The organism is Lysinibacillus sphaericus (assembly GCF_006864135.1).
In the GTDB taxonomy this organism is placed as follows: Bacteria; Bacillota; Bacilli; order Bacillales_A; family Planococcaceae; genus Lysinibacillus.
The window spans coordinates 24,658-40,161 of sequence record NZ_SADV01000013.1; the positions used below are offsets into that span (position 1 = coordinate 24,658).

General features: G+C 37.3%; 9 protein-coding genes. 3 read left to right on the plus strand and 6 right to left on the minus strand.

The features are described from left to right. Positions 1 to 149: 149 nt before the first annotated feature. From C7Y47_RS15445 to C7Y47_RS15460, 4 genes are all read right to left on the minus strand, one after another. The gene (locus C7Y47_RS15445; RefSeq protein WP_142509588.1) at positions 150 to 1,124 is read right to left on the minus strand and encodes a helix-turn-helix transcriptional regulator; all 975 of its coding nucleotides are present in this window, start codon (positions 1,122 to 1,124) and stop codon (positions 150 to 152) included. A gap of 78 nt (positions 1,125 to 1,202) precedes the next feature. Beyond that, on the minus strand, positions 1,203 to 2,363 hold the full coding sequence (locus C7Y47_RS15450) for an MFS transporter (RefSeq protein ID WP_255505209.1): 1,161 nt from the start codon (positions 2,361 to 2,363) through the stop codon (positions 1,203 to 1,205). A 547-nt stretch (positions 2,364 to 2,910) separates the two neighbouring features. Continuing rightward, positions 2,911 to 7,302, minus strand: coding sequence for an S-layer homology domain-containing protein (locus C7Y47_RS15455; protein WP_142509590.1), 4,392 nt, complete (start codon positions 7,300 to 7,302; stop codon positions 2,911 to 2,913). A gap of 639 nt (positions 7,303 to 7,941) precedes the next feature. Beyond that, positions 7,942 to 9,507, minus strand: a complete 1,566-nt coding sequence (locus tag C7Y47_RS15460) for a sensor domain-containing diguanylate cyclase (protein WP_142509591.1) — start codon at positions 9,505 to 9,507, stop codon at positions 7,942 to 7,944. Between the two features lie 490 nt (positions 9,508 to 9,997). Between C7Y47_RS15460 and C7Y47_RS15465 the strand changes: the two genes are divergently transcribed. From C7Y47_RS15465 to C7Y47_RS15475, 3 genes are all read left to right on the plus strand, one after another. Further along, the gene (locus C7Y47_RS15465) at positions 9,998 to 10,909 is read left to right on the plus strand and encodes a CAP-associated domain-containing protein (protein ID WP_142509592.1); all 912 of its coding nucleotides are present in this window, start codon (positions 9,998 to 10,000) and stop codon (positions 10,907 to 10,909) included. Between the two features lie 460 nt (positions 10,910 to 11,369). After that, positions 11,370 to 12,554: a CaiB/BaiF CoA transferase family protein gene (locus C7Y47_RS15470; protein WP_142509593.1), complete on the plus strand. Its 1,185-nt coding sequence runs from the start codon at positions 11,370 to 11,372 to the stop codon at positions 12,552 to 12,554. A 98-nt stretch (positions 12,555 to 12,652) separates the two neighbouring features. Further along, a complete protein-coding gene (locus C7Y47_RS15475; RefSeq protein WP_142509594.1) occupies positions 12,653 to 13,165 on the plus strand; it encodes a hypothetical protein in 513 nt (170 codons plus the stop codon). Here C7Y47_RS15475 and C7Y47_RS15480 read toward each other — a convergent pair. Further along, complete coding sequence (locus tag C7Y47_RS15480) at positions 13,162 to 14,637, minus strand: hypothetical protein (RefSeq protein WP_142509595.1); 1,476 nt, start codon at positions 14,635 to 14,637, stop codon at positions 13,162 to 13,164. The two genes, C7Y47_RS15475 and C7Y47_RS15480, sit on opposite strands and share 4 nt — an antisense overlap. Positions 14,638 to 15,089: 452 nt before the next feature. Beyond that, a complete protein-coding gene (locus tag C7Y47_RS15485) occupies positions 15,090 to 15,431 on the minus strand; it encodes a hypothetical protein (protein WP_142509596.1) in 342 nt (113 codons plus the stop codon). Positions 15,432 to 15,504: the final 73 nt, after the last annotated feature.

Consider the following 15,504-nt stretch of genomic DNA (forward strand, 5'->3'; position numbering starts at 1 on the left):
AGGGTGGTCTTAAATAGGCCCCCTTTTTTATTTCTATCTAGAGAATGCTATTAAACTTGCAAAAAAGTCTACCATTTGCTATTCCCATAATAAACATCTTAAATTAATTCACTCAATTTAAGGTGTATTGTGAGTTAGAGATATATCCTCTACAATCGATTAAGATCTCTTATTATTTCCCTAGGATTAATTCCAAATCTCTCCTTAAAAATCTCTGCAAAATAGCTAGGATTAGAATATCCCACTGCACTCGCAATGTCAGTTACATTCATAGTTCCCTCTTGTAATAAAAGAAATGCTTTCTCTAGCCTTTTTTCTCTTAAATATCCAAACACTGTTGTCCCAAACATTTCTTTAAATCCCTTTTTTAATTTGTAATCGTTTAAACCAATTAAACGCGATAACTCAATAAGTGTTGGAGGATTGGACATATGCTCCATAATAATTGATTGGGCTTGCTGTATTTTTGTTCTATCACTTTTTGAAAACATACCAGGGCTAAGAGAATTATCCAATAGATGAGATCGAAATGTCATAGATAATAGCTGTAATGCCCGACATTCTAGCTCTAAATTGGTCATTTTCTTACTTGCTATAGCATCTACCATTTGCCGAACAATAATTAGGGAAGATGCGTTAATTCTCTCCTGAAATAGTCTATATCGTTTTCCATCAAGAATTTTAGAGAAACTAAAGGATTCCCTACTAGTTTCACCAATTTCACTCATAAAATGATTGAAGGTTGAAATCGGAATACCAATTCCCACCATTTGATAGGATTGATTTTTATGAAACATAAAATTTGCCCCCACTTGCTCTATAAATTGAAGCGAGCATGTTCCTGAAGAAATTTCATATTCTGAACCTGAGATGTAAACACCTCTATTACCTTGTAAACAGAAACTAAGTTCAACCATAGGCTGCTTTGTTACTACTTGCATTTGGTACTCTCGATAAAATGAATAATCAGATATAACCACTTCTAAATCTGGCCGAGGAATAAAACGATGTATAGCTCCTCCCTGCACATTTGGCTGGAATGCAAACGGACATTCTTGTACCTTCAATATTTCCAATGCATGAAAAAATTCACTAAAGTTCTCATGGAAATTAGTATTCAACATGTTCGTCACCATCCTTCGATTTCAATTGAGAACGATTATCAACCATAACCAAAGTATAGCAAACGAACAGAGATTAAGCTATTCTTCTTTAGTAGTAAGTACCATTGATAATAGTAAACATAAAAAGAAAATAGTAGCTCCAAAACCATAAGCAGTAGCATATCCCCCAGCATATTCTATAAGCCATCCTGCCAGTCCAGGCCCAATCATTTGACCGATAGCGTAAAAGATGGAAATAAAGCCGATCGCTGGCGCTACATATTTTGCCGATACCTCTTGACTCGCCTTCATTTGAATGAGCACAAGGACACCTCCAAGAGACGAGCCCCATATAATAGCAGACACGATAAATCCAATTACATTAGGAATTAACATCGGAAAGGCATCTCCAATAACTGACAAAAATAACGCTCCCATTAATGCTTTTTTCACACCTATCTTATCCGCTAGCATTCCCCATATTGGAGCACCGCCAATTGAAACGATCCCTGCAACAGCATAAATGGAGCCCGCCACTGCATTCGAAATCCCAATGTCCTTCATATAGCTTGTTTGATATAAATTCGGAATAAGATAAACGAGTCCAACAGCAAAATAAATTCCAGCTATAAGGTATAGTTCTTTACTTCTCCAGGCTTTAGTTTTTTCTTGTACAGTACCATTTTCTGCCGTTGATTGTGGTGTCTTTATCACCAAAAATGCAACTAACACGACTATAATTGTGATCACCGTAAATACTAACCATACTCCTCGCCAGCCAAGTTCAGGAAAATGTCGAAGCATAAAGGGTACAAGTACTCCAGACAAGAGCATTCCTACTCCCGCACCACTCATTAGCAATCCCATCACTGCCCCTCTTCTCTTTGGGAAAGAGCTAACTGCTATTGATAATAGAGGTGTATAGACAAGGGCACTACCAGCACCAGCCAAAAATAAAGGTATAGCCGCCCACCAAAAGTTCGTTACAAATATAAGACCTCCAAAACCTGCAATAACAAAGCATCCGCCTACCAACAGCACATTTTTCGCCCCAATCTGCAACGTAAGCATCCCAGACAGACCTACTGTAAGTAAATAACCTAAAAAAAGCACCGTACCTAATAAACCTGACTGTGTTGTAGTTAATGACAGCCCTTCCTGCATAAAAGGTAATATAATACCGTAAGCCATACGAGCAAATCCCGTAGTTGTAACGATTAATAGCATTCCTGTTATAACAAATACCCAAAAGTTTTTCATTTCCATTCCCCTTTCATTATTAATGCCTATGACTTTTAAAATAAAAAAACTATTCACTACTATGTTCTATGATCCCCTTTTCGTTTTTTCTATTTTCAGGAGTATAGTTATCTTAATTTTTTTAGTTCTACTACTCTACCGATTGACGGATAATACGGCGGTTTAACGGATTTTATTTTAAACATAAAAAGACACCTCCATTGGATTTGAGGTGTCTCTTCTAGGAACTATACATTTCTATCAGTAATTTTATTCGAAGCATTATACTTGCCTCTTTTTGAAAAATGGAAAGCAGAGCAAGCACTACAATTTTATAACGGCCAAGTAGATACCGAACGGAAAATTAATTTCTGATGGTAATGAATTGCTTCTTTCTTCTTGAAAGTGTGAATCGCTAAATTCATTTTAATTCAAGAAATGCCTATCAAATAAATACATAGCCTTTGCTAAGATTTTAGCCAGGGGGTTTCATCCAAAAAGATTGGCGGAATCTTTCATCAAAGCGAAAACCAAGTGGTCTTTATATGACCACTTGGTTTTTGTATGCTTATGGCGATGTTTGGATGGCAGGGTCCTTATAGCCAACCTTCGCATAAAACTTATGGAAATTACCATACTTATCTTCCAATACAATTGTTACCCAGTCACCGTTAAAGAATTTGGCTGGATGCGTCAGATCTTTTGTAATACGAGCAACATTTGTTGCAATTGTTCCTGTTCCTTTTGCTAATGAACTATTTGAGCCATTTACAACTGTATCAATTACCTCCGCTGGCAATCTATCTTTAATAACATTAGGATCTGTTCCTGCTGTATCTGATAAGTAGTAGTACTTCAGTAATTCGCCATTTTCATAGAATTGTTGAGCAGAGCCCAGCAAATCGAAAGTCGCTTGAACTTTTCTATCGTCACCTGACGATTCAAGGTAGCCAAGTTTAATTTCCATAAACTTCGCATCCAATGTTCTGTATAGATATTGACCAGTATTAATGAACTTATGTCCTTCAAAGCCTGGAATAACAAAATCTCGAGTTTTATCATTCATTGTAACAGTAATTGTTTTATTACCGTCACTTTTTGATTTCGGTTTAATAATGAGTTTACTTTCTTTTGTAGTATCTGCTCCTACTGTATAAGACACAGGTTCGTATTTGTTTGTCACATCAATATCATTACCATTCGTGTCTTTTGTAGTAATCTTCAAGATATCTGTTAAACCAACAACAACTTTATCATCTGTTCCTACAAGGCTTGATTTACCGTTTTCATCACGCATAATCGTTTCACTAAACGTGATTGTAAATGTATCATCATTATTGCGATAGATAAGTCCTGGATACTTTATATTGTCCATAGGGGACGTCATGCCAATGCTTGGTGGTGTACCATCCGAGTAGAAATCTTGTTTCATCAACTGTGTTCTATCATGGTCATTATATGGATCATTCGCCTTATAAATCGTGAAATTACCATACGTATCCTCTGCTCCGACGTAAACAACATATTCAGTATGTGGCTTTAATGATACTCCTACCGCATCTACTTTTCCTGAAATACCTTTACCTATTTTAGATACAGATGGACTTGCTTTCAGTTTCGTTTCTAAATACTTTTCATCAGCTGGCGCCGTTAATTTAGCGTCTGGATTATCAATTAAATTGCCATCTTTATCTTTAATTCTCTTTTCTACAAACCAGTAATGAACTTTTGCTGTTTCGTTCGTTTCAAAGCTAATCGTTGCTTTTTTATCATCATTTTCTTTTGGTTTAAGATCCAAATCTCGAATTAACGGTGCTTTAACATCTCCAAATACTTCTTTAGGACCTGCAATTTTAGAAAGCTCACCACCACGATCTTTTAGTACCATGTAAACAGAATAGCTGCTAAACGGATCCAGTTTATTTTGTTCAACAGATACAGGGAATTTTTGTGTAGCCGTTTCTAAATCAGCAGTACCTGAGCCACGTTGAATATAAACATCTTTTCCACCAATTTGGAAGTAACCAGATTTATTAGAATCACCGGCAAATTCATTGATAAAATCACGTTCTGTAATATTATTATCTGTTAAATACTGTTGGAAAGTTTTCGTTTCGCCATTATCGACTACAGTATCTGGTAGTATCATATAGTAATACGTACCGGCCTTGTTCGGCTTGAATTCAATTTCTGCTCGACGGAAACCATCAGATTCATCGGCTTTATTCACCGTATTTTCTATTTTTATAACTGGCATTACAGTATCATCATGTTTATACTCCGCGTAGTTACGGATAGAGTTTCCTGGCTTCACGTTATTTGCGTTTTCAAATGCATTATCAGCTAGATCTTTAACACCAGGTAACACCGTTACACGTAATGTATCACCGTTTACAAACCCTGTATCCGATGGAATTGTTAATAATACTTTTTTATCTCCAGGCTTATACTCTACAGCTGATGGTTTAATCCCTTTTTCTCCAGTTACATTAACAATAACTGTACCTGTTAACAAATAATTATTAACGTCGTTAGCACTTTTTGGGTCTAATGCTTCGCTCACAGTTAGCTCAAACTGATTGTTACTCTTTCTTACTAGCTTTCCTTGTTCCACATATGGAGGAACATTATCAAGCTCGCTCGTTTTAAACTCCTTCACTGTAGCGGGATCTTTTGAATAATTCCCTGAATCATCCTTCATCACTACATAAAGTTGATACTCTGTTTCAGCCTCTAAACCTGTTAGAATTTCAGTAATTCCAAGTTTCCCTGCAACTGCCTTACCCTTACCTGTTGGTTTAGCAACAATATCTGCTGTTGTTGGATCAGCAGCAGTAGTCTTTTTACGTACGTAGTAGTAATAGTCTCCTGGTTCACTCGCTGTAAATGTAAACTCTGCACGTGTACCACCCTGTAGAGGTGTGACTGTTAAAGATTTAACAGTTGGCGGTGTTCCATCTTTCATTTGGAATGATTGTGATTTAATATCCGAAACATTTTTCGCCCCGTCAACAACCATCACATAAACGACATATTCTTTTTTCTCACCTAAATTAGTGATTTTAATAGTGTTTTTGCCATTCACCGCTGCGCCTGTTCCATTTGCCGCATTGTCAGTAGAAATACGATTCACCATTTCTTTTTTCGTTGGTGCTTCAGCGCCTTTTTCACGAACAATATAGTAGTAAGTTCCAACTTTATCTGATGTAAAGTCGACCTGAACATCACTACCGTTTAGAACTGCTACATTTGTAATGTCGATTAAAGGTTTTGTTTTATCAGCTGGTTTTTGATTATCAATGTCGTCTTTATCGACTGGTTTACCGTCTGGATCTGTAATAATGCCAATATTATCTTTATCCTCTAGGAAGTCATCGAAAATATTATTCGGTGACTCGTCCTTCGGTATAATAGCTTTGTCAACATACGTGTAATCGCCAAGATCCACCCAACCATAAACATTATCAACATACAAAATCCCTACGCGACCGTCTATATAAAGCTCTAAATCAGTAAAGCTATTGTAATTTACCCTGTCGATATTACCAGTTCCGTAAATTGTTATCTTCGTTTCTGTATCAAGGTTTAGTGTGCCAATATTTCCTTGAATCTCAAATTCGCGGACATTCCTGATGATGTCTACACGTGGTAGCTTCATATTTGTTTCGATTTTTGTACCACTTTGAGAGACAACTAGGCGTGACACTGTGCTGTTATAAAATTCGATATGTTTTTCAACATTTTTCATCGTCACTTTATCTTTAGACCAGTTCACAAATGGCTTGTTTTTATCAGGATTCTTGTCGGAATTCTGATCTGTCCAATTTTGAAGATCTGTTGTTGGACCGTTATTGGATGAGGACGAGCCTTCATCAGTTGGATTATCTGGATTAGACCAGTTGATAAATGCCGTATTTGTGCTTGCTATAGTAGGGCCCAGCCGTAATGGCTTATAGTAGGAAACGCCTAATTGTAAAGGTGGACGTACCGTTTCATTAACAAACATTGTGCCAGTCAATGTAACATTTGAAAATTCAATATAGTTCCCATTGACAACGATTGTCGCACCAAAGGACCCATGATTACCATCAAACTCTAGAAATCTTGAGCTTGTCCCACTAGCGTTCAATGTTAGCTTCGACACAGAGCGAATGGTTTTCCCTGACAGATCCCCTTCAATAAGTGCACCTTTTAATACCGCGGCGTTATCTTCGTTAAAAATATGCGAGAAACTTGTCGGTACTGTGTAAGGCTCACCATTTATGTAGATCTGTTCGTCTTCAACACCTGTAATTTTGAAAGATGTGGCATTGCCCCTTTGCTCTTGTGAACGCACAATAAAGGATGCAATTTGTCCACGTGTTACCGCATTATATGGTGAGAAAGTGACAGGTGTTGTCCCTTCTGTAATCTTTAAATCTACTAAAGTTTGAATATAGATAGCGTTGCTTGTTTGGCTAGTTACATCTTTGAAACTATTATTGTAATTAGATGCTATCTCAAATTTAAAGCCAAGCACTAAAATTTTCGCTAATTGCCCACGCGTAATCACTTCATTAGGCATAAATGTTCCATTTGAATACCCAGCCATGATTCCTGCATTTTGTAATGCGGCTATATACTTGTAGTATTCACTGCTTTTTGGGACATCTTTAAAATAAGGATCTTGTACATTTTTTAAATCTAAGTTTAAAACAGTTGCCAGCATTTTTGCTGCTTGACCACGTGTTACATTTTGATCTGGTCGAAAGGTTTTATCTGCATACCCACTTATCGCACCTTGAGAGTATAATTTTAAAATATTATCGTAATGGCTTGAATACTGGTCAATATCCGTGAATGGTGAATTAGCCGCAGCGGCTGCTTTTTGTGGTGGTGGCACTACAACAGCAACCCCACTAGTAGCAAAAACAGTTGCTATAAGTGCTTTATTCACTTTTTGGACTTTTGTTTTATCCATTCTACTCTTCCTTTCATCTATGTATTTGATACGTTCAAAATATCTTTTTCATCATACCCTTTATATCGACAGGTATATAGTGAACCTTCATAGATAATTTTAAAATACTGGAAGAAAAACGTTTACAAAAATAGGGAGTAAACATAAAAAAGCTCACCGGCATAACGTGAGGTTGATTTCCGTTCCGACTGGGCAACTCCCTGGGGATTAGTGTACAGATGAGACCTTGGAGCGCAGCGGATGTGATGAATTCATTTTTATATGTATACTTTGACGATTTATCGGAACAAAATATCATTTTATCGGAACAATTTTGGCTTTTATCGGAATAATTTCTCGTTTTATCGGAACAATTTCAGTTTTTATCCCCATATAAAAAGCCAAGGAGCATCGGTGCTTACTTGGCTTTAACGATATATAGGCGTACATCTAGTCGCTTGCGATGTCATAAGGGAAAGGGGGATAACCTTACATCTTGTCAAGTCGATCGAGAGATGTGTCCCGAGTTTACGTATCATTTGAACAGGATATACAAGTCATATGGGAAATGACTTAAAAGTAGCTTGCCCAAATAATCGTTCCATTAATCGTGTACCCTAAAAATTAGAAATGTATGCTTATTTTAAAACATTTTTTTATTTATTTTTTTGGCTCTGCAACCATGACTCGATTTCTTCCAGCTTGTTTTGCAAGATACAGCGCATCATCTGCTGCTTCAATCAACTTTTCTGTCGTGTCAGCCATATGTGGATACACTGCAACACCCGCTGATAATGTAACTGGGCGACCACAAGGACTTGTAGTATGTGCCAACATATCGCGGAGTTGTTCAGCAACCTGTGCCGCTTCCTTAGCAGTAGTAGTTGGCAATAACATCACAAATTCCTCACCACCGTAGCGACAGCAAACATCTCCTTCACGAGCGACTGCTTTCATATTCCGAGCCAAAAATTGTAAAACTTTATCACCTATGGCATGGCCATACGTATCATTAACACTTTTAAAATGATCTAAATCTAGCAAAATGAGGGCATGTGGCAAATCGTTCTCAAGCCACTCAGCTAGCATCGCATCCATTGTGCGACGATTAGTTACGCTTGTTAACGGATCTGTTGTAGATTGATCTTTAAAATAGGACACCTGTCCCTGTAAAAATGTTAAACTCCGAATGAGTGCACTTTTTAAAAAGTGCGCTTCAAAGTACCAACTACGTACAGATTTCAAGCCTTCTACATTTTTCGATTCCATGCTCTCCTCTGTTAAAGTAGCCAATTGCTGTAAGGGATTAGCTATACGTGCTGCCATCCAAAGGACTATAAAAATCGAAATTAGCATAAGCGGAATGGATTTTATAGCGACATCCTGTACTCTATCAAATGAAGGAGCCAATGCTACCTTTAACGGTCTTTGAGCAACTACTCCCCAGCCTGTTAAAGGTACGATACTATAACCAGCAAGCATTTCTACTCCTTTAGTATTTGTTACTTGCTGAGCCCCACTTTTCCTAGAAACCACTGCTTGAACAACTTCATTATCAATAGCGATATCATTGATCCGACTTGGGTCCTGGTGATAGATAACGCGCCCATCTGAATCAGCTACGTACACATATGAACCATCATGATAATAATGCTCTCCGAGTAATTCATTAAAAACATTTCGTTCCTTCAAATAAATTGTCCCTGCTACCATTCCTAAATATTCATTTGTCTCTGAAAATATAGGATACGAGATAAAAATAAGGAGACGCCCTGTAATCCCCTTATAAGGCTTTGAGACAAGAGGTTCCCTTTTAGATAAAGCCTCTTTCGCTCCAACTGAAGTTAATACTTTACCTTGTACCTCCTCAGATGGTGGTGAAATAGATAATACATGACCTTTTGCATTTGTGATAAGAACAGAGTTAAACATGTTATTTTGCTTTTTCAAACGCTCAGTTTCTTGAATTAATACATTGCTATCATGCATTTTCGTCTTTATCGCACTCGCGCTATACCTTAATATTTGGAAAGATTCTTCAAGATAGGAACTTGCGGTTGTTGCTAATTTCTGTGCATATACTCGATTCGTTTCAAGCGAATTTTCTTTAATCGAAGCAACATTCATACGGTAACCGCTCCAAACGCTACCAATGCCTGTTAAGAAAAAAGCAGCCATGGCAACACCCATGATTAAATACTTTAACTTTATCTGTTTTGATTTCATTTTCTATCATTTACCCCTAGTTTATAATTTCTTCTATTATTCTATTTAAGCACAAAAAATTCCCTATTAAGAAAATTTCTCGTATTGAGAGCAAAGTATTTGTGAAAAGCAGCACTTTTGAAGTCCCTTTTATAACAAAAGCAAAAATATAGACTTATCATAAAAATTCGAAATGAAAATTTACCTTATATATAAGTTTGATTGGCGTGAAGGCTTGGCGATTCTTTGAGGATTAGCAATAACGGAACGCGAGTGAGCGGCTCATCGAACGCCCTCAGGAAGTGTTGCTCTGTGCGAAAGCGAAACGCCGACAAAGCGCTCAGCCGGAACGGAAATCAACCCCACGCTTTAATGGTTAGCCATATAGTAGGCAAAGTTCCAGGATTTTAGCATCGTTAATATGACAAAAATATAGTATTTTATATCTATAGAACTTTTATTATTTTGATAGATTTTCATTATAAATTTATTATTAGAAGAGGGTTTAAATATGTTGTTACGTAAAGTAGCTCCAATTATAGTTGGTTTTAGTATGGCTCTATGGACGAATACTGCTCTCAATTCGAATAAGTCAGCTCGTACAAAAATAACAAATACACAAAAAACCTTGTCACTATCCAGCTTTCAAAGTGAATATAAAATGAAATGGCATCGAGTAGAGATGGACTACCCCCCATTTTCCCTCGTAGGAAGGCATAATTCCAAAGAGGTCGGAGGATATGAAACACGCGCTGGGCATAGCGTATTTGGTATTCCTATCGGTGCTAATCGAATAGATGTGAATAGAATATACGGTCTTCCACTTAGAGCTATTCACTATCAAAACACAAGCTATTTGCTCGATTACAATGATTGTGACGGTAATACTACACACGGAACCTATTTGATTGATGGTCACTATGTTACTTTTTACTATGATTTACACAAAAACAATATTGTTCGTTCTATTATTTGGATTAATGTCAAAACTGAATTTAGTAAACTTGGTTATTATGGTAAGCCTTCCGCTGAACTACGAATAGGCCTTGAAGATTTAATGGTTGAACTTATTAACCATGAGCGGGTTATAGAAGGTTTGCAACCACTCATTTATGACAAAAGATGCAATCCTATCGCTCGGCAACATAGTAGCAATATGATCACACACCAATTCTTTAGTCATGAAGATCATAATGGTAATCATTCCAATGACCGCCTCAATGCTGGTAGAGTTAATCACTATTGGTATGGCGAAAATATAGCACAAGGTCAGCCCAATAGTATATTCGCCCATGAAGCACTGATGAATTCAAAAGGACATCGTATAAATATTTTAAGAAAAGAATTTACACATATTTTTGTTGGTGTCTGCTTCAAAGATAACGGTGCGCCCTATTATACAGTTAACTTTTATTCTAAGTAATTTAATGGTTAAGTTGATGACGATGACCAATATACACAAAAATCTCTATGCAGGAATCTATTGCATAGAGATTTTTTAACCTTATCGCAGTCTGAAATTTGATAAAGAATTTCCATTCTCTCCAATTCCAAGAAATGAGGGTGAAATTTATTAAAACATATGATTTTATAAGTCGATTGGTTTGGACCAAACGAAAACACCCCTTATTATAGAGATCACATACATTCTGAATTTTTTTACTTTTATTGTTATTCTGACATATGATTTTTCAACTAGATATTTTATAATAAAATTTAACATAGTCAAGTCATCAATTCTTTTGTTATAATACTGATAATTTATCACCGCTCTGTATTAATACAGAAGTGATGCATGCTTTTCGCAAAATGGGGATTAAGAGAAAAGCGCTACAATGCATTCTTGAATACAGTGTAGCCTACACAAAAAGGGGTTGGGAGATTTGGGTATTTTAAAGGGGTTAAAAATTCTCGATTTTTCTGCATTACTACCGGGACCAATGGCAACAATGATATTTGCTGATCTTGGCGCTGAGGTTATTCACGTTGAATCATCAAAGCGCGTAGATTTAACACGTATTATGCCTCCTTACGACGATGATCATGAGGCGTATATTCATCAACATTTGAATCGTTCTAAAAAGTCATTAACATTAAATTTAAAATCGCCTGAAGCTATAGAAATTGTTAAGTCACTCGTGAAAGAGTACGACATCATTATCGAAGGATTTCGACCTGGTGTCATGCAACGACTTGGCATCGGCTATGAAGCTCTAAAAGAAGTAAACCCTAAGGTTATTTATTGCGCTATTACAGGCTATGGACAAACTGGACCATATAGCAATCGGCCAGGACATGACAATAACTATTTATCATTAGCTGGCATACTTGATTATTCACGTCATAAAGATAAAAAGCCTGTCTCAATGGGTATTCAGCTTGCTGATTTGGCTGGGGGCACGATGCATTCAGCAATCGGAGTACTCGCAGCTGCTTTACATCGTGAAAAAACAGGTGAAGGGCAATATATTGATATAAGTATGACCGATGCTGTATTTTCACTGAATGCTATGTATGGATCTGCCTATATTGGCGGCGGTCGTATACCTCAGCCTGAGCAAGAAATTTTAAATGGTGGTAGCTACTATGACTTTTACAAAACAAAGGATGGCCGATTTTTCTCGGTAGGGAGTCTTGAGCCTCAATTCCGCAGATTACTCTGTGAAGCGCTTGATATTCCTGAGCTCATTGATAATACTTTTAATGACTCATACTACACACAAATTCGTTTTAAAGAAGCTGTCCATGATGCGTTTTTATCGAAGACTTACGAAGAATGGCTTGAAGTATTTAACGAGGATTTCGAGGGATGTGTCGAACCAGTATTAACTTTCCCAGAAGCATGCGAGCATCCTCAGCTTAAGGCTCGTGATATGATTGTTGATATTCCCAAAAGCGACGGTACTACGCAAAAACAAATTGCATCTGCTTTTAAGTTTGACGGTGTTAAGCCTCAGTACAAGCATGTCGGTGCCAAGCTTGGAGAGCATAATAAAGAAGTGTTGTCTTCACTTGGCTATAGTGTCGAGCAAATTGCTGACTTAACGGACAAAGGGGTTTTAGAATAATATTGTTAGCCAACTACACGAAATAAAAAAGGTGTCTACTGTTGCAAAAAACACATTAGACACTTTTTCGTATTTCTAATCAATTATGCCTCGGCAAGATGTTAATTACTCAGTCGTGTATTGTTGCTGTCGCTTCGCTTTCGCACAGAAAAAACCGTGTTGCTGTCGCTTCGCTTTCGCACAGAAAAAAACCGTGTTGCTGTCGCTTCGCTTTCGCACAGAAAAAAACCGTGTTGCTGTCGCTTCGCTTTCGCACAGATAAAACCGTGTTGCTGTCGCTTCGCTTTCGCACAGATAAAACCGTGTTGCTGTCGCTTCGCTTTCGCACAGATAAAACCGTGTTGCTGTCGCTTCGCTTTCGCACAGATAAAACCGTGTTGCTGTCGCTTCGCTTTCGCACAGAAAAAAACCGTGTTGCTGTCGCTTCGCTTTCGCACAGAAAAAAACCGTGTTGCTGTCGCTCCGCTTTCGCACAGAAAAAAACCGTGTTGCTGTCGCTCCGCTTTCGCACAGATAAATTGCCACAGGACGTGCAGTTCCTCTATTATTTACCGCGGATGTCTTTTGTGCCGATAGCTACGGATGTTTGTACACCCGCTGAAATAAGTTAAACATATGCGCTTATAAAGACTCGCAGCTTTTCAAAATGGTCATCAATAAGTAAATATTTTTTATAAATTTCCATTAATTTTTCAAACAGCTCATACTGTTCCGTCACAAATAAAACTTTTAAAATATTGAGGATATGCAAAGATGCGCTCAGTGCTACCAAATAGCAAGGTGTTTCTAGCTGACGATAATATCGACGCCATTCTTCCACAGACAAGCCAATATGTTGTAATGAATTATTCACATGGAGAGCAATATCCTGTTGAACGGATGCCTCAATCGCAATAAATTGCTCATTACTATAGTTACCCTGTACTAAAGAGGCATGTATTTTTTTATTGGATGCTAGTACATGTTCCTTTAAAAGCAGGAGCCCCTCTTGATAACGCCCCATTTTCACATAATGATCAAGCAATACTGCATACAAGTTTTCTAAAAAATTAAGTTCATAATTTTTAATAATGGCCGGAGGTGTTGGCTTACGATTCGGCAATAAGTCCTTATATTCCAACAAAATCTCTATCGCGTAATTATTAAGTCGTTCATCTTCTAATAAATACTCTCCGTAGTGAATAACAGTTTCAGGATTATGCTCTTGATGTGCTATATGAAACAGTAGATACGCAATCAGAACTTTTTCTTTCTCTGTCAGTGCATACATCGAATAACGCCAATCCGCTTCAAAGGAAGTAATTAGCGCTTTAACACAACGATAATCCCCTTTCGATAAACGATAGTGCGTTACAATTTGGTAAAGATGTAACTGTTTTTTAGCCAAGCAAGTAGAATTACGGTTATCCACATAAGTTATACACTTATCAAGAGTTTCTCTGTAATTATTCACAAAGTTATCCACATGTACACAAGTTTTTCTTGTGGATTGCTCAACATGACCCATCATTTCATGGATAAATGTGAATTGTTCTAATGGTTTGTGGATAAATAGTGAATAAACTTTTTTTATGAAAAGCCAATGCCAAAATTGGGCTTCTTCTTTATAAATCATATGCACAAAATATTCATTGTCAAATTTATATAAAAATATAGTTTGTAGTTCGTTAACTGGCATTGTAATTTGCATTCGCTTCCCGAAAATTAGCCAAATTAATCGCTCTAAGTCCATTGTATGCTGTGCAAAAAGCTGCTCAAAAAAGGTCTCCTTGCCTTTTTGCGTATAAAAAAAGGCATTGAGACGTTCATTAACAAATTTAGTATCTAAACCATGGTTATTAAAAAAAGTTTTCATATCTGCCGTTACACGACCCCAATATTTTCGTGCAGTTGAAAACGCAATATTCATCGCCGTTTCTTCATTCACTAAAAATAAACTCGGTGAAAGTGCAGTACCTAGAATTTTCGGGTCTGCTGGTGAATCAATCTCTGCTTCTACCCATTTTAAAAGTAACTTTTCAGCACCCTTTTCACCACTTTGTTTATATGTCAGGAATAACTGCTCATCACAATCCAACAACATGCAAATGGAGCCCCCCATCAAATTCAACCAACAAAGATCTTCCCCTATCATGTAAAATACTTGCCTAAAAGTTTAATCACTCTTTCTTCAATATAACAAATCTTATCCAACATATGCTAAAGAAATCGTGATATGGATAAAAGAAATGACAGCAAAAGTATTTGTGTAATATCGACAACTTTAACTACAACGCATAAAAAAAGCCATCTAAAGGTCAAATACCTCATAGATGGGGAAAGATTATTTGCTGTTTAAAAGATGAGCGGCAAATGAGCTCATTGGACAATCACTCATAAGTTGGTAGCCCATTCGTATTGTCACAAATAGCTCATTGCCTACGCCAGCTCAAAGCTAACGCCATAGTACGCACAACTAAAACAGCTATGCATCATTCACCAATACAAACGAGAAAAAGCACTCTCACAACAGTAGACGGGCGACTAACAAAATAGTTACAAAAAACATCCGTCAAATTTTTTGAGGGATGTTTTTCTGCCCCGAAAGCGCAGCGGCAGGGGCAAAAGATTTTCTAATCCGTCCATTTTGACGGATTTTTTTCTGCATCGAAAGCGCAGCGGCTGATGCAAAAAGCTCTTTACGTCAAATTTTTGAGGGATACTGCCCCGAAAGCGGACCGGCAAGGGCAAAAGATTTTCTAATCCGTCCATTTTGACGGATTTTTTTCTGCTTCGAAAGTGTAGCGGCTGATGCAAAAAGCTCTTTACGTCAAATTTTTGAAGGATACTGTCCCGAAAGCGGACCGGCAAGGGCAAAAGATTTTCTAATCCGTCCATTTTGACGGATTTTTTTCTGCTTCGAAAGCGCAGCGGCAGACGCAATGTTTATCTTTGCGAAGAACAAGACATT

What these genes read in the sequence shown, in the direction of transcription:
- C7Y47_RS15445 (WP_142509588.1), bottom strand. Translation starts at nt 1,124, where the DNA reads ATGTTGAATACTAATTTCCATGAGAACTTTAGTGAATTTTTTCATGCA.
- C7Y47_RS15450 (WP_255505209.1), bottom strand. Translation starts at nt 2,363, where the DNA reads ATGAAAAACTTTTGGGTATTTGTTATAACAGGAATGCTATTAATCGTT.
- C7Y47_RS15455 (WP_142509590.1), bottom strand. Translation starts at nt 7,302, where the DNA reads ATGGATAAAACAAAAGTCCAAAAAGTGAATAAAGCACTTATAGCAACT.
- C7Y47_RS15460 (WP_142509591.1), bottom strand. Translation starts at nt 9,507, where the DNA reads ATGAAATCAAAACAGATAAAGTTAAAGTATTTAATCATGGGTGTTGCC.
- C7Y47_RS15465 (WP_142509592.1), top strand. Translation starts at nt 9,998, where the DNA reads ATGTTGTTACGTAAAGTAGCTCCAATTATAGTTGGTTTTAGTATGGCT.
- C7Y47_RS15475 (WP_142509594.1), top strand. Translation starts at nt 12,653, where the DNA reads ATGTTAATTACTCAGTCGTGTATTGTTGCTGTCGCTTCGCTTTCGCAC.
- C7Y47_RS15480 (WP_142509595.1), bottom strand. Translation starts at nt 14,637, where the DNA reads ATGTTGTTGGATTGTGATGAGCAGTTATTCCTGACATATAAACAAAGT.
- C7Y47_RS15485 (WP_142509596.1), bottom strand. Translation starts at nt 15,431, where the DNA reads ATGGACGGATTAGAAAATCTTTTGCCCTTGCCGGTCCGCTTTCGGGAC.